This window comes from Kitasatospora sp. NPDC018619, assembly GCF_044391605.1.
Lineage (GTDB): Bacteria > Actinomycetota > Actinomycetes > Streptomycetales > Streptomycetaceae > Kitasatospora.
The window spans coordinates 156,639-179,771 of sequence record NZ_JBISAI010000014.1; the positions used below are offsets into that span (position 1 = coordinate 156,639).

Annotated in this window: 23 protein-coding genes and 3 pseudogenes; 6 read left to right on the top strand and 20 right to left on the bottom strand. The window is 75.1% G+C overall.

What is annotated here, in order from left to right:
* Positions 1 to 120 precede the first annotated feature (120 nt).
* Positions 121 to 378 carry a ferredoxin gene (locus ACH5AR_RS23115; protein WP_396303359.1) on the bottom strand — a complete coding sequence of 86 codons (258 nt, stop codon included), beginning with the start codon at positions 376 to 378 and terminating at the stop codon, positions 121 to 123.
* Entirely contained in the window at positions 375 to 1,589 is a 1,215-nt protein-coding gene (locus ACH5AR_RS23120; protein ID WP_396303360.1) for a cytochrome P450, read from the bottom strand. Before ACH5AR_RS23120 ends, ACH5AR_RS23115 begins: the two co-directional genes overlap by 4 nt.
* Positions 1,590 to 2,231: 642 nt before the next feature.
* On the opposite strand from ACH5AR_RS23120, the gene ACH5AR_RS23125 reads away from it, so the two are divergent.
* The 3 genes from ACH5AR_RS23125 to ACH5AR_RS23135 are packed head-to-tail and all read left to right on the top strand — an operon-like array spanning position 2,232 to position 4,416.
* Positions 2,232 to 3,317 carry an S-(hydroxymethyl)mycothiol dehydrogenase gene (locus ACH5AR_RS23125; RefSeq protein ID WP_396303361.1) on the top strand — a complete coding sequence of 362 codons (1,086 nt, stop codon included), beginning with the start codon at positions 2,232 to 2,234 and terminating at the stop codon, positions 3,315 to 3,317.
* Positions 3,314 to 3,955, top strand: a complete 642-nt coding sequence (locus ACH5AR_RS23130) for an MBL fold metallo-hydrolase (protein WP_396303362.1) — start codon at positions 3,314 to 3,316, stop codon at positions 3,953 to 3,955. The genes ACH5AR_RS23125 and ACH5AR_RS23130 overlap by 4 nt, the downstream gene beginning before the upstream one ends.
* Before the next feature lie 59 nt (positions 3,956 to 4,014).
* Entirely contained in the window at positions 4,015 to 4,416 is a 402-nt protein-coding gene (locus ACH5AR_RS23135) for a pyridoxamine 5'-phosphate oxidase family protein (RefSeq protein ID WP_396303363.1), read from the top strand.
* Positions 4,417 to 4,558: 142 nt separating this feature from the next.
* Here ACH5AR_RS23135 and ACH5AR_RS23140 read toward each other — a convergent pair whose 3' ends face one another.
* From ACH5AR_RS23140 to ACH5AR_RS23185, 10 genes and pseudogenes are all read right to left on the bottom strand, one after another.
* Positions 4,559 to 5,662: an NAD(+)/NADH kinase gene (locus ACH5AR_RS23140; protein WP_396303364.1), complete on the bottom strand. Its 1,104-nt coding sequence runs from the start codon at positions 5,660 to 5,662 to the stop codon at positions 4,559 to 4,561.
* Between the two features lie 97 nt (positions 5,663 to 5,759).
* The gene (locus tag ACH5AR_RS23145) at positions 5,760 to 7,091 is read right to left on the bottom strand and encodes an MFS transporter (RefSeq protein WP_396303365.1); all 1,332 of its coding nucleotides are present in this window, start codon (positions 7,089 to 7,091) and stop codon (positions 5,760 to 5,762) included.
* Between the two features lie 297 nt (positions 7,092 to 7,388).
* Entirely contained in the window at positions 7,389 to 8,141 is a 753-nt protein-coding gene (locus ACH5AR_RS23150) for a class I SAM-dependent methyltransferase (protein ID WP_396303366.1), read from the bottom strand.
* Between the two features lie 175 nt (positions 8,142 to 8,316).
* A complete protein-coding gene (locus ACH5AR_RS23155) occupies positions 8,317 to 9,519 on the bottom strand; it encodes an MFS transporter (protein WP_396303367.1) in 1,203 nt (400 codons plus the stop codon).
* 138 nt (positions 9,520 to 9,657) lie between these two features.
* Positions 9,658 to 9,903 (bottom strand): hypothetical protein, encoded by a 246-nt coding sequence (locus ACH5AR_RS23160; RefSeq protein ID WP_396303368.1) that lies wholly within the window; start codon positions 9,901 to 9,903, stop codon positions 9,658 to 9,660.
* A gap of 153 nt (positions 9,904 to 10,056) precedes the next feature.
* Complete coding sequence (locus ACH5AR_RS23165; RefSeq protein ID WP_396303369.1) at positions 10,057 to 11,457, bottom strand: glutamate-cysteine ligase family protein; 1,401 nt, start codon at positions 11,455 to 11,457, stop codon at positions 10,057 to 10,059.
* Positions 11,454 to 12,941, bottom strand: a complete 1,488-nt coding sequence (locus ACH5AR_RS23170; protein ID WP_396303370.1) for a flavin monoamine oxidase family protein — start codon at positions 12,939 to 12,941, stop codon at positions 11,454 to 11,456. The genes ACH5AR_RS23165 and ACH5AR_RS23170 overlap by 4 nt, the downstream gene beginning before the upstream one ends.
* A 340-nt stretch (positions 12,942 to 13,281) precedes the next feature.
* Positions 13,282 to 13,445 (bottom strand): annotated as a pseudogene (locus tag ACH5AR_RS23175) (IS982 family transposase); the annotation flags it as partial.
* 53 nt (positions 13,446 to 13,498) lie between these two features.
* The gene (locus ACH5AR_RS23180) at positions 13,499 to 14,425 is read right to left on the bottom strand and encodes a hypothetical protein (RefSeq protein WP_396303371.1); all 927 of its coding nucleotides are present in this window, start codon (positions 14,423 to 14,425) and stop codon (positions 13,499 to 13,501) included.
* Positions 14,426 to 14,458: 33 nt separating this feature from the next.
* The gene (locus ACH5AR_RS23185; RefSeq protein WP_396303372.1) at positions 14,459 to 14,992 is read right to left on the bottom strand and encodes a YbhB/YbcL family Raf kinase inhibitor-like protein; all 534 of its coding nucleotides are present in this window, start codon (positions 14,990 to 14,992) and stop codon (positions 14,459 to 14,461) included.
* A 97-nt stretch (positions 14,993 to 15,089) separates the two neighbouring features.
* On the opposite strand from ACH5AR_RS23185, the gene ACH5AR_RS23190 reads away from it, so the two are divergent.
* On the top strand, positions 15,090 to 15,782 hold the full coding sequence (locus tag ACH5AR_RS23190) for a GntR family transcriptional regulator (RefSeq protein WP_396303373.1): 693 nt from the start codon (positions 15,090 to 15,092) through the stop codon (positions 15,780 to 15,782).
* Positions 15,783 to 15,982: 200 nt separating this feature from the next.
* Here the strand turns inward: ACH5AR_RS23190 and ACH5AR_RS23195 are convergent, their stop codons facing one another.
* Both ACH5AR_RS23195 and ACH5AR_RS23200 read right to left on the bottom strand, forming a co-directional pair.
* On the bottom strand, positions 15,983 to 16,381 hold the full coding sequence (locus ACH5AR_RS23195; RefSeq protein ID WP_396303374.1) for a hypothetical protein: 399 nt from the start codon (positions 16,379 to 16,381) through the stop codon (positions 15,983 to 15,985).
* Positions 16,382 to 17,138: 757 nt separating this feature from the next.
* Positions 17,139 to 18,191, bottom strand: a complete 1,053-nt coding sequence (locus ACH5AR_RS23200; RefSeq protein WP_396303375.1) for a YncE family protein — start codon at positions 18,189 to 18,191, stop codon at positions 17,139 to 17,141.
* Positions 18,192 to 18,330: 139 nt separating this feature from the next.
* Between ACH5AR_RS23200 and ACH5AR_RS23205 the strand changes: the two genes are divergently transcribed.
* A complete protein-coding gene (locus tag ACH5AR_RS23205) occupies positions 18,331 to 19,230 on the top strand; it encodes a LysR family transcriptional regulator (protein ID WP_396303376.1) in 900 nt (299 codons plus the stop codon).
* Positions 19,231 to 19,589: 359 nt separating this feature from the next.
* Here the strand turns inward: ACH5AR_RS23205 and ACH5AR_RS23210 are convergent.
* The 3 genes and pseudogenes from ACH5AR_RS23210 to ACH5AR_RS23220 all read right to left on the bottom strand — a co-directional run.
* Positions 19,590 to 19,948: pseudogene (locus ACH5AR_RS23210) on the bottom strand (transposase); the annotation flags it as partial.
* A gap of 24 nt (positions 19,949 to 19,972) precedes the next feature.
* Positions 19,973 to 20,095, bottom strand: a pseudogene (locus tag ACH5AR_RS23215) (transposase); the annotation flags it as partial.
* A gap of 150 nt (positions 20,096 to 20,245) precedes the next feature.
* A complete protein-coding gene (locus ACH5AR_RS23220; protein WP_396303377.1) occupies positions 20,246 to 20,881 on the bottom strand; it encodes a TetR family transcriptional regulator in 636 nt (211 codons plus the stop codon).
* Positions 20,882 to 20,981: 100 nt separating this feature from the next.
* Between ACH5AR_RS23220 and ACH5AR_RS23225 the strand changes: the two genes are divergently transcribed.
* The gene (locus ACH5AR_RS23225) at positions 20,982 to 21,773 is read left to right on the top strand and encodes an SDR family oxidoreductase (protein WP_396303378.1); all 792 of its coding nucleotides are present in this window, start codon (positions 20,982 to 20,984) and stop codon (positions 21,771 to 21,773) included.
* A 71-nt stretch (positions 21,774 to 21,844) separates the two neighbouring features.
* Here the strand turns inward: ACH5AR_RS23225 and ACH5AR_RS23230 are convergent, their stop codons facing one another.
* The 3 genes from ACH5AR_RS23230 to ACH5AR_RS23240 all read right to left on the bottom strand — a co-directional run bounded on the left by ACH5AR_RS23230 (position 21,845) and on the right by ACH5AR_RS23240 (position 23,107).
* Entirely contained in the window at positions 21,845 to 22,168 is a 324-nt protein-coding gene (locus ACH5AR_RS23230) for a hypothetical protein (protein ID WP_396303379.1), read from the bottom strand.
* A 61-nt stretch (positions 22,169 to 22,229) separates the two neighbouring features.
* Positions 22,230 to 22,532 (bottom strand): alpha/beta hydrolase, encoded by a 303-nt coding sequence (locus tag ACH5AR_RS23235; protein ID WP_396303380.1) that lies wholly within the window; start codon positions 22,530 to 22,532, stop codon positions 22,230 to 22,232.
* Positions 22,418 to 23,107, bottom strand: a complete 690-nt coding sequence (locus tag ACH5AR_RS23240; RefSeq protein ID WP_396303381.1) for an alpha/beta hydrolase — start codon at positions 23,105 to 23,107, stop codon at positions 22,418 to 22,420. Before ACH5AR_RS23240 ends, ACH5AR_RS23235 begins: the two co-directional genes overlap by 115 nt.
* Between the last annotated feature and the right edge of the window lie 26 nt (positions 23,108 to 23,133).

Here is a 23,133-nt window from a genome sequence, read left to right on the forward strand (position 1 = left end):
GCTCTGGGGTCGGCCGCCCCGGGGGGCGCCCGGGGGGCCCCCGGGGGCGGGGGGCCCCCCGGGGGGGCCGGGGGGGGGGCCCCGCCCCCCCGGGCCGGGGGGGCCACCACCCGGGGAGGGTCAGTCCGCGGGGGCGATCCGGTGGCCGCCGCGGGCCGAGTGGAGGCTGAGCGCCTCCACCGGGCAGTAGCCGACCGCCTCGCTCAGCCCGTCCGTCAACTCCGCGCCGCCGTCCGCGTACCCGGCCAGCGGAGCGGCCAGCCCGTCGGCACCGAGGGCCAGCGAGTCGGGGGCGCTCAGGGCGCACATCCCGGAGCCGATGCAGCGGTCGCGGTCGACCCGGACGACCACCGGCTCGGTGGCCGCGCGGCCCGTCACCAGACCACCCGCAGGGTGTTCGGGCTGCGGGTGAGCAGGCCGCGCCGCCAGTCGATCCGGTCGACCGGGTCGGCCAGCCGCAGGGCGGGCAGCCGGCGGGCCAGCCGGTGCAGGGCGAGCTCCAGCTCCATCCGGGCCAGCCAGGCGCCCAGGCAGTGGTGCGGCCCGGCGCCGAAGGTGAGCGTGGGGGCGGCCAGCGGGGAGAACAGCTCGGTGCGCAGGTCCCCGGTGAAGGCCTCCGGGTCGTGGTTGGCGGCGGCGGCGTCGGCGGCGACCACGCTGCCGGCCGGGATGACCACCCCGCCGATCTCGACGTCCTCGACGGTGCGGCGCATCAGCCCGGGCATGTGCTCCTGGCGGTCCCCGAGCGGGACGGCACGCAGCAGCTGCTCGGTCGCGGCGGCGGCGCTGGCCTCGTCGGAGGCGAGCCGCTGCCAGGCCTCGCGGCCGTCCTGGAGCAGGTAGACCAGGGCGTTGCCGAGGGTCGTCATGGTGGTCTCGTGGCCGGCCACGACCAGCCCGATGACCAGCGCGACCAGCTGGCCCTCGGTGATCGAGCCGTCCTCGGCGGCGGCCGTGAGCAGGCCGCTGACCAGGTCCTCGCCGGGGGCGGCCCGGCGCTCGGCGATCACCTCGGCGCCGAAGGCGGCGAACTCGCTCATCGCGGTGACGATCGCCTCGGCGCTGTAGGCGGTGGTGGAGAGCGCGTGGTCGCTCCAGTGCGCGAGCCGCTTGCCGTCCAGGTTGTCCAGGCCCATCAGGCGGCTGATCACGGCGACGGGCAGCGGGCGGGAGTAGCCGGCGATGATGTCGGCGGGGGAGCCGTGGTCGATCAGTTCGTCGATCAGCGACTCGACCACCGAGGCCACCCAAGGCCGCCACCGTTCGATCGCGCGCGGGGTGAAGGCCCGCTGCACGGTGCGGCGCAGCCGCTGGTGCTCGGTGCCGTCGATGTTCAGCATGCTCTGCGGGTCGTCCAGGATGTTGGGCGTGACCGTGATCGGCGGGGCGTCCGGCGCGTAGAGCGGGGCGCGGCCCAGCCGCGGGTCGGTCAGCACCTGGCGCACGTCGGCGTGCCGGCTGACCAGCCAGACCGGGGTGCCGGTGGGCAGCGCCGCGAGCCGGGGCGGGCCGGGCTCGAGCAGGCGCATGCAGTGCAGCGGGGGGAGCGGGGCGGTGCCGACGCTGGTCGCACTGTTCTCGGTGGACATCCGTACTCCAGACTCCAGGACGGGGGCCGCGGGACGCGACCCGACGGGGGGTGGATCCGGGGATTGGCGCGGGGGACGGGTGGTGCGGCCGGCTGGCGGCTCGACTCGGGCCGGGGGACGGTCGGGCTCCTACGGGGGGTGTGGCGCGAAATGTGCGAGGGCGCACGGTCGGTGCGCATCCGGCGCGGACGGCGCGGGGTCGCGCGCCGTCGGGTGGGGCGGGTGTGCTGAGCGTGGTCGCGCGGACCGTCTCGGCTACGACCGTACGTGGCTGGCCGGGCGCCCGTCTGCGGCAGTTCCAGCCAACGCCGGTGCTTTCCGGGCACTTCGAGGCGCATTGACAGGCGCTCAGCGCCACTCGTGCGCTCCCACCGCCACGGCCGCGCCGTGCTGTCGCCGGGCCCGCGACGGGTACCCGGCCGGCACGTGCCACGTGAGAGGTCGTGAGCTGCCGCGATGGCCGGGAATATGCCGTCAGCACGTGCGGTGGGCCCTATCACACGCCCTCGCGGCGGATCGCCCCGGGCGCTCCTCCGGAGGGCGGCCGGGCGGGCGATACGCTTCGTGGGCAACTCGTCGTGCAGTCGTTCGTCGCAGGTCACGCCGGTGCGGAGCGGCACCGGCAGACGGAGGTGGAATCGGATGCCCCAGCAGGTCAAGGCAGTCATCGCGCGCGCCAAGGGCGCGCCCGTGGAGGTGGCCACGATCGTGGTGCCGGATCCCGGCCCGGGCGAGGCGGTGGTCCGGATCCAGGCGTGCGGCGTCTGCCACACCGACCTGCACTACCGGGAGGGCGGCATCAACGACGAGTTCCCGTTCCTGTTGGGCCACGAGGCCGCGGGCATCGTGGAGACGGTCGGCGAGGGCGTCACCGAGGTCGAGCCCGGCGACTTCGTGGTCCTCAACTGGCGCGCGGTGTGCGGCCAGTGCCGCGCGTGCAAGCGGGGGCGCCCGCAGTACTGCTTCGACACCCACAACGCCCGGCAGAAGATGACGCTGCTGGACGGCACCGAGCTGTCCCCGGCGCTGGGCATCGGCGCGTTCGCCGAGAAGACCCTCGTCGCGGCCGGCCAGTGCACCAAGGTGGACCCGGCAGCCGAGCCGGCCGTCGCGGGCCTGCTGGGCTGCGGCGTCATGGCGGGCCTCGGCGCCGCGATCAACACCGGCAACGTCGGCCGGGGCGACTCGGTCGCGGTCATCGGCTGCGGCGGCGTCGGCGGGGCGGCCGTGATGGGCTCCCGGCTGGCGGGAGCGTCGAAGATCATCGCGGTGGACATCGACGACCGCAAGCTGGAGACCGCCCGGAAGCTGGGCGCCACCCACACCGTCAACTCCCGTACCACCGACCCGGTCGAGGCCATCCGCGCGCTGACCGACGGCAACGGCGCGGACGTGGTCGTCGAGGCGGTCGGCCGGCCGGAGACCTACCGGCAGGCCTTCTACGCCCGCGACCTGGCCGGCACCGTCGTCCTGGTCGGCGTGCCGACGCCGGAGATGACGCTGGAGCTGCCGCTGCTCGACGTCTTCGGCCGCGGCGGCGCGCTGAAGTCCTCCTGGTACGGCGACTGCCTGCCCTCGCGGGACTTCCCGATGCTCGTCGACCTCCACCTCCAGGGCCGGCTGGACCTCGGCGCCTTCGTCACCGAGACCATCGGGCTCGACGCCGTGGAGCAGGCCTTCGAGCGCATGCACCAGGGCGACGTCCTGCGTTCGGTGGTGGTCCTGTGAGCGGGCACCCGGGGGCACGCATCGACCGGCTGGTGACCGCCGGGACCTTCGACCTCGACGGCGGCAGCTGGGAGGTGGAGAACAACGTCTGGATCGTCGGGAACGACGAGGAGGCGGTGGTGATCGACGCCGCCCACGACGCCGGGGCCATCGAGGCCGCGCTCGGCGGCCGCCGGCTGCTGGCGATCGTCTCCACCCACGCGCACAACGACCACATCGACGCGGCCCCGGCCCTCGCCGCCCGCACCGGTGCGCCGATCCTGCTGCACCCCGACGACCTGCCGCTGTGGAAGCTGACCCACCCCGACCGGCTGCCGGACGGCGAACTGGCCGACGGCCAGCGGATCGAGGTGGCGGGCACCGGGCTGACGGTGCTGCACACCCCCGGCCACGCGCCGGGCGCGGTCTGCCTGTACGCGCCGGAGCTGGGCACCGTCTTCACCGGTGACACCCTGTTCCAGGGCGGGCCCGGGGCGACCGGCCGGTCGTTCTCGCACTTCCCGACGATCGTCGACTCGATCCGCGAGCGGCTGCTGACGCTCCCGGCCGAGACCGTGGTGCGCACCGGCCACGGCGACCCGACCACCATCGGCGCCGAGGCCCCGGCCCTGCCGGAGTGGATCGCGCGCGGGCACTGAGCCCGGCCCGGACGGCCCCCGGGGAACGACCGTTCCGCGGGGGCCGTACGATCACGGGCATGGCCCACGACCCGCGCGACCTCGACGAGTCCCTCCTCGCCTTCTGGCGGGAGCGGCACGTCGCCACGCTGACCACCATCCGCCCGGACGGCACGCCGCACGTGGTGCCGGTCGGTGTGACGTACCAGGCGGAGACCGGGACGGCGCGGGTGATCACCAGCCGCACCAGCCGCAAGGCCCGCAACGTCGCCGCGGCCGGGCCCGGCGGCCTGCGCGTCGCGGTCTGCCAGGTGGACCGGGCCCGCTGGTCGACGCTGGAGGGCGTGGCGGTCGTCCGCGCGGAGCCCGAGCAGGTCGCCGAGGCGGAGCGCCGCTACGCCGAGCGCTACCGCGAGCCGCGGGTCAACCCGGAGCGGGTGGTCCTGGAGATCGCCGTCGACCGGGTCCTCGGCCGGGCCTGAGCACCGCCGGGCCCGGGGCCCGGGTACGGAACGAGTGCCTCCGGGCGCGGAACGGATGTCTCCGGGGGCGGAACGAGCATCTCCGGGCACGGAACGGGCGTTCCCGTGGGCGGAACGGACGTTCCGTCGACCGCCGGGCCGGTCAGGAGGCCTCGTCGGACGGCTGGGCCGTGGTCGGGAGGTGGCGGCCCGGCCGGAGCGCGGGCAGGTTCAGGTGCTCCAGGTCGTGCGGCGGCGGCGCGGTCAGCGGCCAGGTCGGCGGCACCTCCCCGTCGGAGGCGGTCGCGGGCGCGTCGGTCAGCCGCATCCGCCGGCGCAGCCGCCCGTAGAAGTCGGTCGGCCCCAGCCGCACCACCCGCAGCCTGGTCGGTGCGGCGTAGACCCCGATCCAGTCGCCGGGCTCCAGCACGCCGCGGAGCTGGCCGTCCACGCTGACCGCCGCGTTGCCCGAGGTCGGCAGCAGCCGCAGGGCGATCGGCTCGTCGGGCGCGGCGAGGACGGAGCGCCCGAAGACCATGTGCGCCGCGACGGGTGTGAAGACGAGCGCCTCGGCCCGGGGCGAGACCACCGGCCCGCCCGCGGCGAAGCTGTACGCCGTCGAGCCGGTCGGCGTCGCCACCAGCAGCGCGTCGCCGGCGTAGCCGGCCAGCAGCCGCCCGGCGAAGTAGACCGCGGCGGCGACCCGGCCGTCCCGGGCGAACTTCTCCACGACGACGTCGTTCAGCGCGAGTACGTCGAGCGCCACCCCCCAGCCCCCGCCGGCCTCGCACCCCGGCCGCACCGGCGGCGGGGGCAGCGTCGGCCGGCGGCCGTACCGGTGCTGCGGGTCGACCTCCTCGGTCGGGGAGAGCGGCCGGGAGGCCCGCATCGTGAGCAGCATCCGCTCCTCGACGGTGGTGCGGGACTCCTGGACGGCGTCCAGGGCCTGGAGCACGTCCTGGGCGGGCACCTCGGTGAGGAACCCGAGGTGCCCGAAGTCGATGCCCAGCAGCAGGGAGCCGCTGTGCCCGGCCAACCGGGCGCCGCGCAGGAAGGTGCCGTCACCGCCCAGGGCGACGATGAGGTCCGGATCCCCGGCCGCGGCCATCTCCTCGCCGGAGCCCCGCCGCTGCACCCCGGCCGTCCACACGTCGATCTCGGTGCACGGCACGCCGTGCTCCGCGCACCAGGCCCGGACCAGCCCCGAAGCCGCCACGGCCTCGGGGCGCCCCTTGTGCACCACGAGGCCGACGCGCCGGACGGCCATGGCGCCTCCTCCCTGCGAGGGGGTGTGGTTCCCCTCCAGGATGCGCTCGCGCCGGCCGGCCCGGCGACTCGCCGGCGCGGGGTGGCGCGGGGCGGATTCAGGCCGTCCGCTGCCGCGCGGCCCGTTCGATCCCGGCGAGGACGTCGCGCGGGAACCACAGGCTGCTCGCGCCCGCCAGGGCGACGGCCGCCGCCCCGACCAGGACCGGCACGATGCCGACCCGGGAGGCGAGCCACCCGCCGAGGACGGCCCCGACCGGCAGGGTGGCGGTCAGCACGGCCTGGAGGAAGGCGTTGACGCGCCCCAACAGGTGTGCGGGGGTCACGAGTTGGCGGCCGGTGGTCATGGCGATCGACCAGACGGTGGCGAGCGGTCCGAACAGCAGCTGGTACAGGACCAGCACGGGGAAGGACAGCCCCAGCGAGGCCGCCGGGATCAGGAAGAGGGCGGCCCCGGCGCCCACGGCGCACAGCCGGATGGTGCGGCCCATGCCCAGGGCCCGGGTGACGGCGGTCGCGGCCAGCACGCCGGCGCCCGTGCCGACGGCGTACGCGGCGTAGACCGTGCCGAGCTGCCACGGGGGGAGCCGAAGCTCCCGGTCGGCGTAGAGGACGAACAGGCCGCCGCCGGCCCCGCCGCCGAGGTTGAGCCCGGCCGCGGCCAGGGCCTGGCGGCGCAGCAGGGTCTCGCGCCGGATGACCGCGAGGCCCTCCCGCAGGGCTTCGAGGCGGGGGCGCGCGCCGCGGCCCGGCTCCTGGGCGGGGCGGTTTAGCGCGGCGGGCAGCGCGAGGAACAGGGCCCCGCCGACGAGGTAGGCGGCGCACTCGACGAGCAGCGCCGGGGCGGGGCCGACCAGGCCGATCAGCAGGCCGCCGAGCGCCGGGCCGCCGATCAGGCCGACGGTGCGGGCGCCGGTGAGCGAGGAGTTGGCGGGCAGCAGGCGCTCCGGCGGGACCACCCGGGGCAGGCAGGACTGCAACGCGACGCCCTGGGCGGAGCCGAGCGCCCCGGAGGCGGCGGCCGCGGCGAACAGGTGCGGCCAGGTCAGGGCGTCCAGCGCGGCCGCGAGCGGCACGCTGCCGACGGCGGGGACCTGGAGCCAGGCCACCGCGACCAGCATCCGCCGCAGCCGCGCCCGGTCGACGGCGACGCCGACCAGCGGGCTGAGCAGGACGCCGGGCAGGTAGGTCATCGCGAGGAGCGCCGAGGCGCCCAGCGGTCCGGCCCGCAGGTGGGCGATGGCCAGCAGCGGCAGCGCCAGCGCGGTGACCTGACGCCCCACGGAGCTGCTGGTCTGCTCGGCGACGAGCAGCAGCAGCGGACGGTTCCGGCGCAGGGGTACGGGGTCCGGCGCCGGTGCCTGGGTCGCAGGTGTGGGCGGGCCGGGTTCCGCGGGGACGGACGACTCCTCGGCGGTGGAAGATCCCATGCGGGGAATCAGAACACGGCGGCCCCGGGGTTCGGACGCCCTCGGTGCTCCGGCCCCGCGAACGCGCCAACCGCCCGCCGGCGGAGGGCCGTCGCGGGAGCGCCGGGCGGCCACCGGCCGGTCGGCGGTGACCAGCGGAGACCGCCGTCGGCGGGCGGGCGGTTGGCGTGGGCCGCCCCGGAACGGCCGGACCGGGAGGGATGGCCGAAACCCGACGCGCGCCCGGTGCGGGCCGCCGCCGCGCCCGGGCCGGGACCGGATCGAGCTGCCCGCACTCGGGCCGGGTCAGGGCCCGGCTCAGGCCGGAGCGGAACCGGCCGGAGCGGAACCGGCCGGACCGGCGACCAGCCAGTGCGCGGGCAGCTCGATCCGGGTGCCGTCGGGGGCCCGCTCGGTGGTGGCCAGCGGCAGTTCGCCGGTGGCGAGGACGTCGAGGCCGGCCGCGCGGAACAGTTCGGGGAAGACGGCGTCGGCGACCTCGGCGGGCGTCAGCCCGTGCGAGAGCACCGGGCGCAGCTTCGGCGGCGGGCCGTCCGGGCCGTGGGCGAGTTCGCCCAGCACGCCCTTGGCGGCGTGGGAGAGCTCGAACACGAAGGCCCGGCCGCGGGCCCCGAGCAGGATGCGGACGGCCTCCACCACCCGCTGGCGGTCGGCGGGCTCGCTCTGGTGGATCACCCCGCGCACGTACACGTTGGCGTCCCCGAGGCGGTCGTGGAGGCCTCGGACGGCCGTGGCGTCGGTGGCGTCCAGTCGGAGGTACCGGGCCCGCCCGGCCGGGTCGTCGCGGCGGGCCAGCTCCAGTGCGGCGGCGGACAGGTCGACCCCGAGGGCGCGCGGGAAGTGCTCGGCGAGGAAGCGCGTCTGGGTGCCGTTGCCGCAGCCGAGGTCGACGACGGGCAGGGCGGTGTCGGCCAGGTGGGGGCGGAGCAGGGCGAGGTGGTGCTCGGCGCTGAGGGCCGGGGGCGCGTCCCAGATCACCGAGCCCGGTGCCTCGGGCGCCTCGCGCCAGAAGCCCTCCCAGGCGTCCAGGTACCGACTCGTCACGCTCATGGGGAAGACCTCCGGGTGTCACGCAGGGTGTCGTGTCCGTATGTACCGGTGACCGGCCCGGGGGGCAAACGCGGACCGGCGGGAGGCGGCGGGCACGCGCGGGTGGCGCACGGTGGGCGCGGGCGGTGGGCGCGGGCGGTGGCGCGGGGCGCCGGACGGGGGCGCCGGGCGGTGCTCAGGGCGCGGTGCGCTGCCGGCGCAGCAGGTGGAGGCCGGAGGCGGCGGCGAGCACCGCCATGCAGCCGGCGAAGACCAGGCCCGCGTGGGTCAGACCGAGCGGCCCGGTGAGCAGGCCGACCCCGATGACCGGGACGGAGATGCCGAAGTAGGCCACCACGAAGAGCGCCGACAGGGCGCCGCCGCGGTGCTCGGCGGGGGCGGCCGAGGCCACCTCGCCGACCGCCCCGCGCAGGGCGATGCCCTGCCCGGCGCCGCCCACCAGGGCGCTGAGCACCAGCGGCGGCAGGCTCTCCCCGGCGAGCGAGGCGGCCAGCAGGGCCAGCCCGGCGATCAGCACCAGGCAGCCCAGCGGGATCGCCCGGGCAGTGCCGAGCCGGGGCACGAGGAGCTGGCCGAGGGTCGAGGCGAAGAAGGCCGTGAAGACGACCAGGCCGATCACCGCGCGGTTGTGGACGGCCAGGACGGTGGTGAGGAAGGCCGGGCTGACGGACGTGAACAGGCCCAGCAGGGAGAAGCCCGCGAAGGCGGCGATCGCGGCCGGCGCGAACACCCGGCGGACCTCCGGGGGCAGGGTCGGCCGGACCGGCCGGGCGGTGCGCAGCGGACGGGCCCCGGCGACCGTCTCCGGCAGCAGCCGCAGGAGGGTGAACGAGGCGGCGAGCAGCCCCAGGTGCACGGCGAACGGCAGGACCAGCGGGTGCGGCGCGTACTGCGCGAGCAGGCCCGACAGCAGCGGCCCGCAGCCGAGCCCGCCCATGTTGGCGGCGGTCGCGACGAAGTCGGCCCGGGCCCGCTGCCCGGGCGGGGCGAGCTCCAGCACGTACGCCGTCCCGGTGCCGGTGAACAGGCCCGCCGAGAACCCGGACAGCAGCCGGCCCAGGCACAGCAGGGCGACGCTGTCCGCGTTGAGGAAGACCACGGCGCTGGCGGCCGCGCAGAGCAGCCCGCAGAGCAGCACCGGCCGGCGCCCGACGGAGTCCGAGACGTCGCCGACCAGCAGCAGCACGCCGATGACCCCGAACGCGTAGACCGCGAACACGACCGTGACGGTCAGTTCGGAGAAGCCGAGCTCCTCCTGGTACAGGCCGTAGAGCGGGGTGGGCAGGGTGGTGCCCGCCATGCAGACGGCGAAGGCCGCGGCGGCGACGAGGTGGCCCGCCCGGGTGACACCGGGCCGGTCGGTCCGGCGGTCGGTCATTCGCCCACCATAGGCGCGCGGCCCGGCCCGGGGCCGGGCGGTGCGGGGGAGCACTGCGCCGAATGGCCGTCCGCGCCCGGGGGAGGAGGCGGGCCCGGACGGTCGTTCCGGGCCCGCTCAGCGCCTTGTCGGGCCCGCTCAGCGCCCCGGGCGCCGGGTGGCGTCGGAGCCGGCGCTGCCGTCCGGTCGGGCGACCGGGTGCCGCCGGGCGCGGAGCGCGTCGGCGCGGGCGGACGGGCGGGGCGCGCCGACGGCGCCGAGCACGGTGCTGTCGAGCGGGCTGGCGGCCAGGCGGTCCAGCACCCGCACGCAGGCGGTGCGCAGGCCGTGGCCGTGGCGGCGCACGTCCGGGACGACGGAATGGAACGCAGCGAGGACGGACATGCGGCTCACCTCCGGGGCGACCTGCGGGTCTTGCAGGTGTGGCGTCCAGCTTCCGCCGGTCCACGGCCGCGGGGGCCCGGTTTGACGGGCCGCTGACGCTCCGCTGACGGACTGCTGACACGGGGGTGTCCGCCCGGCGGCCCGGTGGGGGGCTCAGACCCGGTACGCGGCGACGTAGCGGGCCGGGTCGCGGTGCAGGCCGCCGTCCCAGCGCTCGCGGCACTGCTCGGCGAAGGTCCGTCCGGTGGCGAGGACCTCCTCCAGCGGGTCCAGGTACCCGAGCACGTGCGGGGGTTCGAGGCCGGCCGCGACCCGGGCGGCGAGGCCGGCCCGGGCCAGCCGCAGCAGTTCGGCCGCCAGCGGGCGGACCGGTTCGCCGCCGAGGCGGGTGGCCAGGCCCCGGGAGGGCAGCTCGGCGAGCGCGGCCCGGTGGTCCTCCAGGGTGTGGCGGCCGAGCAGCTCCCAGGCGGCGTCGCAGGACGCCCGGTGGTAGCTGAGCCCGGCCCAGAGCGCGGGGACGGCCGGGATGAACGGGTACGGCGGGCCGTCCGAGGCGCGCAGCTCCAGGGTGTGGCGGACCCGGGTGTTGGTCCACAGCTGGTCGAGGTGGGCGGCCCAGTGCGCCCGGGTCGGCCGGGAGCCGTCCGGGTAGCCGTCCCGGAGGAGGTCGGCGAAGGTCCGCCCGGGCGGGGCCGGGTGGTAGCGGCCGTCCGGGGTGCGGTAGTGGATCAGCGGGATGCCGAGCGCCCAGTCGGCGACGGACTCGACGGTGACGTCCGGGCGCAGCGCGGGCGGCAGCACGCCGCCGCGGCGGGGGTCCATCCGCTGCCAGGCCCAGCACCGGTGGGACAGCAGGCCGCCGTCCGAACGGCCCTCCTGGATGGGCGAGTTGACCAGCAGGGCGGAGACCACCGGGGCGGCGGCCATCTGCATCCGCAGCTTCCGGGCGAAGTCGGCGGGGGAGAGGTAGTCGAGGGTCACCTGGGTGGAGAGCGACAGCGCCATCACGTACCGGGCGCGGCTGCCGGGCTCGCCCAGGCCGGCGAAGTAGTCCCGCATGATGGCGCCCCTGGTCATCGGCACCCACTGCACGTCGGCGAGCCGGTCGAAGGGCAGGTTGGCGCCGGGCAGCAGCGCGAGGCCGAAGCGGTCGGCCAGGTCGGCGAGCCGCTCCAGCGCGGCGCGCATGTCGTCCACCGCCCGGGCCACCGACGGAGCGGGCGTGGAGGAGTACTCGATCTGGCCGCCGTGCTCCAGGGTGATCTGGCTGCCGTCCGGGAGCAGCACCCCGGTCAGCCGCCCGGCGTCCTCCTGCCGCTCGCCGCCCCACCGCTCCAGCACCGCCTCCAGGACGGCCAGGACACCGCGCTCGCCGAAGTAGCGGGCGGCCAGCCCGGTGGCCGGGTCGAGCAGGCCGCACTCGACCTCGACGCCGACGAGCTCGCTGCGGCCCGGCCGGAACGGGGCCAGCAGGTCGGCGCGGTCGAGCGCCGGTGCGGGGGCCGGGCCCCCGGACACCGGGTCCAGCGCCGGATCGGGGGAGGCGACCGTCACACCGCCCCCACCCGGGTGGTGACCCGCGGGTGCCCGGCCCGGTCGAGCAGCGCGCCCACCGCCCCGAGGGCGGACTGCGCCGCGCCCTGGCACCAGGCGTGGGCGCCGGACAGGTGCTCGCCGGCGAAGAAGACCCGGGGCCGCTCCGCCGGGTACGGGGAGCCGAGCACGCCCAGGTAGCGGCTGTGCTCGCCGGGCGTCAGATGGGCGAACGCGCCGCCGCCCATGCCGCTCTGCACGTCCCAGTTGCAGTGCACGATGTCGTCCACGTCCCCCGAGATACCCGGGTGGAGCCGTTCCAGACAGTCCAGCACCAACGCGTCCCGCTCGGCGGGCTCCAGCGCGGCGAAGCGGCGGGCGTTGGCGCCCCACAGGTACGCGCCGAGCAGGGCCGTCGGCTCGTTCGAGCGCACCGGGTCGCGCGCGATCCAGTGCGGGCCGCGGCTGCCGTTGACCCCGTCCCGGGCCCGCACCGCGTTGTCCGACGGGTACCAGCACTGTTGGATCGGCAGGTCGGTGAAGCTGCCGCCGCCGTGGATGCCGTCCTCCAGCTCCCAGCGGCGGCGGGTGAGGTGCAGGACGGTCTTGATGCTGCTCGCGTAGCTGATGCCGCGCACGGCGTAGCGCTGGGCGTGCGGCAGGCCCGGGGTGACGGTGATCTGGTCGAGCGCGGGCGCCGGGACGCAGCACACCACGTAGTCGACGTCCTCGTGCAGCCGGGCGCCCAGCCGCCGGCCGTGCAGCCGGACGCCGTCCGCGGTCAGCGCCAGTTCGTCGACCTGGGTGGAGAGCCGCAGCGTTCCGGGGCGCAGGGAGGCGACGAAGGCGTGGATCAGCGCGTCCAAGCCGTCGACCAGCTCGACCTGGCCGCGGTGGAACAGCCCGAAGTAGTCGACCAGTACCTCCAGCAGGGAGGACTGCTCGTAGTGGGCGAGGCCGCTGGCGTGGCCGAAGAGGTCCCAGGCGTCCTGCGACAGGTGCTCGTGGACGAACTGCCACAGCGACACCGAGGCGGCCCGCTCCAGCGCCGGGTCGTCCCAGTGGCCCTCCAGGGTGCGGCGCTGCTGCTCCACGGTCAGGGTGCGCCACACCGAGCCGAGCAGCCGGTCCAGCACCGGGGTGGGGGCCTGGCGCTCGGCCGGGCGCAGCTCGTACGCGGGGAACAGCGACGCCACGTCCTGCACCCGGACCCGCCGGCCGCGCAGGTGGTAGTAGGCGCGCGGGTTGGCGTTGACGAAGGGGCGGGTCTCCAGCCGGAAGCGGTCGACGTAGTGCAGCACGCAGTGGTGGTTGCCCGGGATGCGCATCGCACCGAGGTCCACGTGGGTGCCGTCCCAGAACCGGTGGGTGCGCACCCGCCCGCCCGGCCGGTTCGCCCGCTCGTACACGGCGACCTCGAAGCCCCGGCGCTGCAGCTCGTGGGCGCAGACCAGCCCGGCGATGCCGGCCCCGACCACGGCCACCCGCCCCTGGGCGCCGCTCACGGGCTGCTCCAGCGAACGCGGGAACGCAAAGCTCGTATCGAACATCGACACCGTACCCCTCTGAGGCGAGACCCCCAGGGGTCAGCCTCGGCCAGGTCGCCTTCACGTGCCACTTCGCGGCGCCGATGCGGGTGACGGCGGCGGGGGCAGGGCGGGGGCGGCCTGGGTGTTCTGTCCCGTGCCGTCCTCGACCACGCAGCGGGCCGGACGCGGGCGTCCGGTCTCGGTCAGCAGTGCGTCACGGTGTGGCATGAGGGCCTTGCTGGGAGCCGGTGCAGATGTCGCGATCCACACCGAGCCAGAAGGCCCTCACTCATTTCACGAGTAGTTCCGAAGTCGGTCAGTGGTCATAGGCGACCAGTGAGCCGATGATGGGCCGTCCGGTGGTCGGGTCGTGCCAGATCGCGCAGGTCATCGCTACATCGCTAGCAGCCGTTGGCCGACTCGGGCACCGACGCCTTCGATGGTGCGCCCGCCGTGCTGTTCGAGTCCGAGTTGACCTTTGGGGTGCCGTTGACGGACTCGATCAGTTGGCCAGAGCCCGGGCGGAGGACCGGCTACGCGAGGTCGGACGGTCCGCGGACGGCCTGAAACGTCCCTGCAGCGGTGAAGGCGTCGGTGATCGGTGCGATGAGCGAGGCGAAGCGGCGAGCACCTGCGGTGCCGATCGGCGCCCACAGTGCGGCGCAGTGCTCGTCCGTTTCCGCTTCGATGCGCTCGCGTGCCGCGCTGCCGGCGGCGGTGATCACGGCGTTGGAGTCGAGCCAGCCGCGCGCGACGAGGCGCGCCGTCGCCGCCCTCCACTCTTCGTCGTTCCACTGACGGGTCGCTCGCGCGAGAGCTGTCGGGAGGCGGCCGGTCGCGGTGTGCAGAACGAGGCAGTCGCACGGCCCGAGGCCGTTGTCGGCGAGTACGACGAGGTGGGCGTCCCCCCGCCACTCGCGGGCCACCGTGACCTGCTGCCAGAGTGCGACGAGAGGGTCGGACGGAAGCGGGACCGAGGCGTTCGCGGCAGCCAGCACCTTGCCGGCGTAGTCGGCCCCGGCGACGACCGGGTCGATCAGCGAGCGCGCCTCGGCAAGGTGGTCGTCCGTGAGGTGTACGTCGACGCGCCGCATGGCCCGCCCGGCGGCCAGGAAGCGGGCGGCCTGCCACCGCTCGGGCGGCGCGGCGTCCCAGGCGCCCGCCATGGCCCGCACGGCCCGCGGGCTGAAGTTGTAGAAGGCCGCGAGCGTGACCTGCCACGGAACCGCGCCCATCGCGGCCGACCGGAAGGCCAGATACACCGGTCCGCGGTCGGTCATGCCGAGCTTGGCCGCCTCCTCGGCGCTCTCGGGGACGAGGTAGATGAACAGGTGGGCGGCGCTGACGGCGCTGCTGACCTCACGGACGGCGTCCAGGTCGGTCGGGGCGTATCCGGTGCGGGCGGAGTCGGTGCGGGTGGAGCCGGTGCGGGTGGAGTCGGGAAGGGCGTCGAGGTGCATGGCGGTGGTGTCTCCGGGTGTCGGGCGGCGTTGTCAGGCGGGGGTTTCGGCGGTGACGGTCAACACGGCGCGTCCGAGGGTGTGACCGGCCATGGTGAAGCCGAGGACGGCCGGTGTGGAGTCGGCCGGGATGCCTGTGGCGGGGATGTCGAGGGCGTGCACCACGACGAAGTAGCGGTGCGGGCCGTCCCCGGCGGGCGGGGCGGCGCCGAGGTAGCGCGCCACGCGAGCGTCGTTGGGCAATTGGTAGGCGCCTTCGGGGAGTCGTGAACCGGTGTCGTCGCCGGCGTCCTCGGGGAGCTCCGCGACGGTGGCGGGGATGTCGGTGACCGCCCAGTGCCAGAACCCGGACCCGGTAGGGGCGTCGGGGTCGTAGACGGTGACGGCATAGCTCCTGGTGCCGTCCGGGGCGCCGCTCCACGACAGCTGCGGGGACGTGTCCTTCCCGCCGGGCAGGCTGGAGGAGCGCTGCGCGGGCGGCCACGCGGCGCCGTCGGTGACGGTGGTGCTGGTGACGGCGAACGAGGCCGCCTGGGGGAGGCGGGCGAAGGGGTCGTTGACAGGCACAGCGGCCGTTCCTTCCGGACGTTGGCGTACTGATCGACTACTGAATCGACCATAACACGGATAATCGATTATTCGACCGATCGTCTAGGATGGGCTCGTGACTCAGACGACGCATTCCCCGGCCCCGCCGGGCAAGCAGATGCTCTCCGAGCAGGTCTTCGCACACCTGCGGGACGCGATCATGCGCGGGGACCACTCTCCCGGTGCCCCTCTCAAGCCGCAGGTCCTCGCCCAGGAGCAGGGCGTGAGCCTGGCCGTGGTGCGCGAGGCACTCGTGCGGGCGGTCGGTGAGGGGCTCGCCGACCGGTTGCCCAACCGCGGTTTCGCGGTCCCGTCCTTCTCCGACCGACGCTGGCAGGAGATCGCGGAGGCTCGCCGGACCGTCGAACCGCTCGTACTGCGCATGTCCGTCGAGCGCGGCGACGTCGACTGGGAGGCCCGTGTGCGGGCCGCCCACCATCGTCTGGTGCGCACCCCGGCGTACGTGCCGGAGGAAGGCGAGTACTACACCGGCGCCTGGGCCGAGGCGCACCGGGCCTTTCACCGCACGTTGCTGGAAGGGTGCGGCAACCGCGCACTGCTGGAGACCTTCGACCGGCTGTGGACGGCGAGCGAGCTGGCCCGCCGCTGGTCGGCGCACCGCAACCCCGACCGGGACGATGCCGCGGAACACCGCAGGCTGGAGGAGGCGGCACTGGCCCGTGACGCCGACACCGCAGCCGCGGTCCTGGTCCAGCACCTCACGCTGACCGCGGCTGCTCTGACCGACGGTTCGGGCCAGGCCAGCTGAGTGCTTCGTCGCGTGGAGCGGTCCTGCCTGTCGGCGGGCGCCGTCCGGGGTGTGGGGCCGGCGGATGTCGAGCGGCTCCGGGGCGAGTCGGGCGGAGTTCGCGGGTGACGTGGTCGGGTCGTCGTCGCGGCGCGGTCAGCGGCGGTGGGGGCGCGTGGCGGCCGGCCCGACCAGGACCGGACCGGCCGCCCCGGCGTCGTTCAGGGCAGGTCGAGGGTGATCACCCCAGCCGCGCAGAACAGCACGGCCAGCGGCAGGACGGGCAGCGCGAAGGTGACCGCGCGCAGCCGCGGGTGGCGGCCTCGGGTCGGCGGCAGGGCGGGCCGGCGACGGAGGGACTCGGCGGCCGTGGCTGCGACCAGCCCGGCGCCGATCGCGCACAGCACGCCCGGGAGGTGGCCCCCTTCGCCGGTGCGCAGGGCCGGCAGCCAGCAGGTGGCGGCGGCCGGCGGCAGGGTGACGGCCCTGAGGCGGTCCAGGGAGCGGGAGAAGCGGGTGCGGCGGGCCCAGGGCGAAGCCGACCCTCTCGGCCGGGGTGCGGGTGGAGTTGGCGAGGACGACGACCGCGCGTTGGTCGGTGGTGTGGGCGACGAAGGCACGGGAGCCGTTGGTCAGTCCGTTGTGCCGGCTGACGGTCGTGCCACCGGTGTTCCAGAGCTGCCAGCCGAGGCCGGTGCGCCCGTCGCGGTCGGCGTGGTCGGCGACGGCGGCGTGCGGGGTGCGGGGTGTGGGTGAGGGCGAGCGCGGTGGGCGGGTTCGGGGCAGCGGGTTCGGGGCGGCGTTGGCGGCCAGGAAGGCGGCGGGGTCGGCGCTGGTGGTCCAGGTGCCAACGCAGACGGTGACTGTGGGCCGCAAGGGGACACCCTCGCCGAGTGGCTCGCCGCCGCGGGCGGGGGAGAGTTGCGTCTCGCCCGGCCGTACGGGGGCACCCCCCGGAGAGCGGACGGCACCGACCGAACGCACCGACCGGCCGCCAGGAACGCCATGGAAGGCCGCTGTTAGGCCTCCATCGTGCTGAGGACCTTCGTCGACCCTGACGCTGATCTTGTGACGCTCAGGGACCTTCCGTTGGCCCAGGTGTCTCGGGGCGCCACTCCTCGCGGTAGTCGGGGTGTTCGGCGTACGACTGGGCGAGCACCCCTCGGGGTCTGTCCGCCGAACGGTGCAACCCGGTCGGGTTGAGGGAGCGGCGGCCGGCGGAAAGCGCCGGCCGGGCTTTTGCGACGGGTGAAACGCTCTCCGCTCCCACCGGCGCAGCCGCTCCGTTGTCCCGGTGGCGGGGCAGCCCGGGGAGCCAGCCGCTCCGGTGGCCAGGACGCCGGGACCTGCCCCCTTCCCGCCAGGTCCGGGTCGGGGTCAGGAGGGGCGGGGGAGGTAGGCGAGGCCGTGGGCGCCGGGCTCGCCGAGCTTGGGGACGGTGAGACGGGCGACGGTCCGGACGTCGTCGAGGTCGACGACGTCGACGGTGGAGGAGACGACGGAGGAGACGTAGGCCAGTCGGCCGTCGGGGGAGGAGGTGATGGTGAGGGGGAAGCGGCCGACCTCGACCGACGCGAGCCGCTGGTGGGTGTCGGCCGAGAACACGGTGAGCCGGCCGGGTGCCTGGCGTCCGAGGCCGGTGTCCGGGCCGGGGGCCGTACGGAGCTCGCCGGCCAGCAGTCTGCCGCCGGCGGTCAGGTGGACCGGCATGACGACGCCCTCGGTGGGCAGGACGGCGGTGACCGAGGCCGTGTCGGCGTCGACGACCCGGATGCCCGCCTGCGACGCGGCGGCCCCGGGACCGTTGTACGGCGCGGCGACGTAGGCGCGGCGGCCGTCGTGGGAGACGGCGAGGCCCTCGCTGCCGGGGACGGCGACCCTGGCGGTCAGGACGCCGCGGTCGAGGTCCACGACCGAGACGAAGGGGGCCTCCTTGTTGGCGGCGTAGCCGGTGCGGCCGTCCGGGGAGACGGCGAACCAGTGGGGGCCGGGGGCACCGGTGTCGATCCGGCCGACGGGGCGGCGGGTGCGGGTGTCGACGACCACGACGCCGCCGGGGCGGTCCGCCGAGGCCTCGACACTGACGTAGAGGCGGTGCCGGGCCGCGTCCAGGGCCAGTCCGTGCGGGCCGTGTTCGGGGGAGAGGTCGACCACCTCGACGATCCGGCGGGTGTCGGCGTCGATGACGGTCAGTTCGGTGCGGCGGCCGGTGTTGGCGTGGTAGTAGCCGGAGCGGTAGGCGGTGGTGCACCAGAGCAGGCGCGTGGTCGGGTCGAAGCACAGCTCGTGCGGCTCCGCCGGGACGTCGAGCGCGTCGAGGAGCCGGTCGGTGGCGGCGTCGAAGAAGACGACGGTGGGGCCGCTCTGGCTGACGACGGCCAGGACGTCGCCGGTGCGGTCGGTGCGGTCGGTGCGGGCAGTCGGTGACACGGGGGCTCCTTCGCGGAGGGGTTGCACGGAGGGACTTCCTCGACGGGCTCCACCCTCGTCGCCGTGCGGGACGGGAGCAATGCAAGGATTGGCACCCGATACTTGTCCCTACCGCAAAAATGCAGCTCAGGAGCCGGATGTGGACCTCAACCTGCTGCGGGCCCTGGACGCCCTGCTCCGGGAGAACAGCGTGACCAGGGCCGCCGAGCGTCTCGGCACCTCGCCCGCGGCGGTCAGCCGGACGCTGGCCAGGCTGCGCCGCGCGGTCGGCGACCCGCTGCTGGTGCGGGCCGGCCAGGGGATGGTGCCGACGCCGAGGGCGCTCGAACTCCGGGAGGAGGTGGGCGCGTTGCTGCGCGACTGCGAGAACGTGCTGCGGCCCGGGGCGGGCTTCGCGCCCGCGCGGTTGGAGCGCACCTTCACCGTGCAGACGGCCGAACTGCTGCTGGCCCGGGTGGCCGGCCCGCTCGTCGCCTCGGTCCGTGCCGAGGCGCCCGGGGTCGACGTGGTGTTCCTGCCGGAAGCGCTGGAGGGCGGACCGGCGCTGCGACAGGGGCTGGTGGACGTCGAGTTGGGCGTGCTCGGGCACCTCGATCCGGAGGTCCGCACCCGCCCGCTCCTTCGCGCGAACCTGGTCGGGGTGGCCAGGAAGGACCATCCGCTGTTCCAGGGGCGGATCACCGTCCGGCGGTTCGCCGACGCCGAGCACATCGGCGTCTCCCGGCGCGGAAAGCGGCTCGGGCCGATCGACGCCGCGCTGGCCGACCGCGGGCTGAGCCGCCGGGTCACCGTCGTGGTGCCGAGCCACACCGGCGCGATGCTGCTGGCCCGGGAGAGCGACCTCGTCACCCTCGCCCCGGCCGCCTGGCTGCCGGAGACCGTCGCGGCCCTCGGCCTGCGCACCTTCCCGATCCCGCTCCGACTCGACCCGCTGGAGGTGGGCATGGCCTGGCACCCGCGCACCTCGGCCGACCCGGCCCACCGCTGGTTCCGCGACCACCTGGCCGCCGCCGCCCGGCAGGTGAGGGGCGAGGCGTAGGGGCCGCCCCCTCGGGAGGGGGCGGCCCCTACTACGGGACAACGTGCTGCCGCGCGGCCTCCAGCCGAGTCCGGCCCAGTGGGTGCGCTACTCGCGGATGGCGCCGTCCAGCGGATCCAGGCGGATCGTCCGCCCGTCCGGGGCACGCCACCCCCCGGTCCCCCGGGCGTGGGGATCAGAGCGATGCCACGCAGTGCCGGGATGCCGTGCCACGGGGCCGGCGGAAGGGTCTCGGGCCCGGCACCAGCGAGCCACATCGACCGGACCTGGACGGTGGAGAGGACGACCCTGCGGACATCCTCCCTGCTGGGGTGGTCGGGCAGCCCGGTCGGGCGCGGAGCAGGGAGGCGTCGTAGACGTCACCCCAGTGCGGGGCCGGCCGACGGGAACAGCAGTGCTCGGCCGGCGGGACGGCCCGGGTGCGGTAGCGGGGCTTGGGTCGGGGGCCGAGCCCGCCGTAGGGCGGCTGGTGGGTCACCGCGCTCAGCGGGTAGGCGGTGGCCACGCCCTTGATCTGCACGATCACGGCAGGGCGCGCTCGTCCGAGCGGCTCGGAAGCGTGCGCTACCGCCGTAGCCCGCATCGGCGACCACCACCGGCGGCGCGAGCTCCCAGGCGGCGAGCTCGTCGGGCATCTCGACCGCCAGGCGCCGTTTCGGCCGGTGGCCCTCACTTGCCGGGATGCGGCAACCGGACCGCCGCCGCCCCGTGCGGGCGGCGGCGGCCGGGCCGTCGAGGCGGAGGTGAACTGCTGCAGGCGCTGGTGGTCGATCCCGAGGCGCTCGGCCATCGGCTGCATCGACTCGCGTCGCCCGTCCAACAGCAGGCCCCGCAGAAGCTCAGGCCCTTGTCCCTCTGGTCCGATCGTTGCAGTGGAGCGAACATCTCCGCCGTGAACGCTTCCAACTCATCGCGTGAAACCGTCAGTTCGCTGGGATGCACACCAACGGCGAACCGCCGAACACCCACCCTGCCCAGACCCCGCCCCGCGCAGCACACGACAAAGCACTACCAGCTAGTGGCGTGCCAGCGTGTTTCGGGAATCCCGCGCCGTCGCATCGGTGGTTTCGGCGAGTGTGCGAGCGGCTTCGATCACTGTCTCGCGTCGGCGCGCCAGGGCAGCTCGATCGGTCTCCTCGTCCAGGACGATCCGGCACATTCTGGGCACTGCGAAGTTCCACGAGATCAGACCCATGATGGTGAACAGCAGGTCCTGTGCGGCACGCAGGCGCGCATCCTCTGGGAGGTGGGGCATCATGCCGCCGTCCACGAGCGTCTGCACCTTCTCCCGGAACCCCGCACGGCGCTCCGGTTCGCACTCGTCGAGCCGGTCGCCCGCCTCCAGGGCCTCCCACAGCAGAAGTCTGAGCATCTGAGGGTGCTCCTGGTAGAGGTCGAAGAGCTCCCCCGCCGACTCGGCTACCGCGTCCGGCTCGATCACGACGGAGGAGCAGGCTTCTTCGAGCTTCGCATGCAGGACGGTGGCGAAGAGTCTCTCCTTGTTCCCGTAGTACAGGTAGATGGCCTGCTTGTTGGCCTTCGCGGCCGCTGCGATCCGCTCGATCCGGGCTCCGGCGAGGCCGTACTCCGCGAACTCGGCAGTGGCGGCGACGAGGATCCGTCGCCTGGTGTCGTCGCCGTCGTACGTCATGAGGCCAATTAAACCATTCGGTTGACTACGGTGCGCTGTCATGGCAGGCTCGCCAGCGAAATAAACCAACTGGTTTATTTAGTCTGCGAGAGGCGATCCCGTGAGCACTGCGACCCCCGTCCCCTTCAGTTCGCCGCTGCCGAGCTCCCTGTCCGGTACGACCACCATCGTGGTCGGCGGGACCTCGGGTGTCGGACTGGCGGTGGGAGAACTGCTGCGCTCGGTCGGCGGCCGCGTCGTGCTGATCGGCCGGGACCCCGAGCGCCTGAACGCCGCCGTCGCCCGCCTGCGGAGCGCGGCACCGAGCGACGATCCCGACGCCGTGATGGGCGTGGCCGGTGACGGCGCGGACGAGAAGGTCCTCGTCGAGGCTTTCGACAGGGTGAAGAACGTCGACCACGTGGTCGTCACCGCGGGCGACACCAGCGGGATGGGTCTCCTGGCCAACGTGTCCACGGACGAGCTCCGTTCGGCCTTCGAGGCGCGCGTCCCCGCCGCCTTCACCGCTGCCCGCGTCGCAGCGACCAGGCTTCCGGCCGGGGGCTCCCTCACGTTCAGCTCGGGGACCGTCCTGGTCAAGCCCTACCCCGGAGCGGCTGCCGGCCTGGCGGCGGCCGGCGCGGTGGAGGCCCTCACCAAGGCCGTCGGCGTCGAGCTCGCCCCTGCCCGGATCCGGGTGAACTGCGTGCGCTTCGGCCGGACCGACACGCCCCTCCTGCGCTCGACGCCGGGGTTGGACTCCGACGAAGCGGTCGCCGCCGCCGGAGCCTCCTGGCCCCTCGGCCGTTTCGGCACCGCGGAGGAGGGGGCCGCCGGGGTGCTCTTCGTGATGGCGAACAACTACATGACCGGCCAGATCGTCACCATAGACGGCGGCGAGACCATGGCCTGAGGTCCCGCTCGACGCGCCCCGCCGGGACGACGGAGGGCCAGGAGAACCGCGCCCTCGTCCAAGTCGGCCCGTTACCAGGCCCCGTGCGCAGCGGGACGTGGCACGGCCGAGCTGTGTCCGTCGCGCTCCAGCCAGACGGCCCAGTTGCCGCCGGAGCGCCGGGGCGCGCGCGGGGCGCCGGGGTTCTCGGCGGGTCGCTTCCCGTCAGGGTCCCGGCGCCGGATGCGTCCGGAGGTCTCGGCGCCGGCGGTGCAGCCCGCGAGGGCCGCGGCGCCGCGCAGCAGCCCGTCGACGCCGGAGCCGCGGGCCAGGAGGGCGTCGAAGTACGCGACGACCCGGAGGCTGGCTTCGGCATCCGGGTCGCTCGAGCTCAGCCGGCCGAGCAGGTGGTGCATGCGGGTTCTCTCGTCGCGTTCACGGAGGTCTCCGGCCGACTTCCGGGGGCCGAGGAGACTGTCATTCGAGTATGCGCGCCACCCAGGCGTTGCGGGCGGTGACGGCTGCCTGCGCGATGGCGGTGTGCGGCGCGATCATGTCGAATCCGTGGAAGCCGCCGGGCCAGACGTGCAGCTCCGCCTGGCCGCTGTCGCGCCACAGGGCGGCCGCGAAGGCCACGTCCTCGTCCCGGAAGACCTCGGCTGAGCCTACTTCGATGAACGCGGGCGGGAGCCCGGACAGGTCGGTGGCGCGTGCGGGCGCGGCGTAGGCGGAGACGTTCTCGGTGCCGCGGCGGTCGCCGAGGAGGGCGGTCCAGCCCATGAGGTTGCTGCCGCGGTCCCAGAGGCCGACGCCATCGAACTGGTGCGAGACGCGGTCTGGTTGCGGTCGTCGAGCATCGGATACATGAGGACCTGACCGGCCAGCGCGGGTCCCTTGCGGTCGCGGGCGAGCAGGGCGGTGCCCGCGGCGAGGCCGCCGCCGGCGCTGGGACCGGCGATGATCAGCCGGCTCGGGTCGATGCCGAGCTCGTGCGCGTGCTCGGCCGTCCACACCAGTCCGGCGTAGCAGTCCTCGATGGGGTAGGGGTCCGGGTATTCGGGCGCCAGCCGGTACTCGACGGTGACCAGGACGGCGTCGTGCTCCTGCACCCAGGGGATGCACTGGCCGATGGCCGCAAAGCGGTTGCCCGTGACCATCCCGCCGCCGTGCGTGTTGTAGATCCCCGGCCCGGTGCCCCTGTGGTCGCGCCGGGTGATCACCGAGACGGTGATGTCGTCTCCCTCGAATCCCGCGATCGTGACGTCGCGGATGGTCAGGCCGTCGGCTGCGAGCTGTTCGTCCGTTACTTGCATCAGGTCGGCCTGGCGCAGCTGCGGGACCATCTCGGCGGTCATGGTCGGAGGGAAGCGGTCGGCCAGCG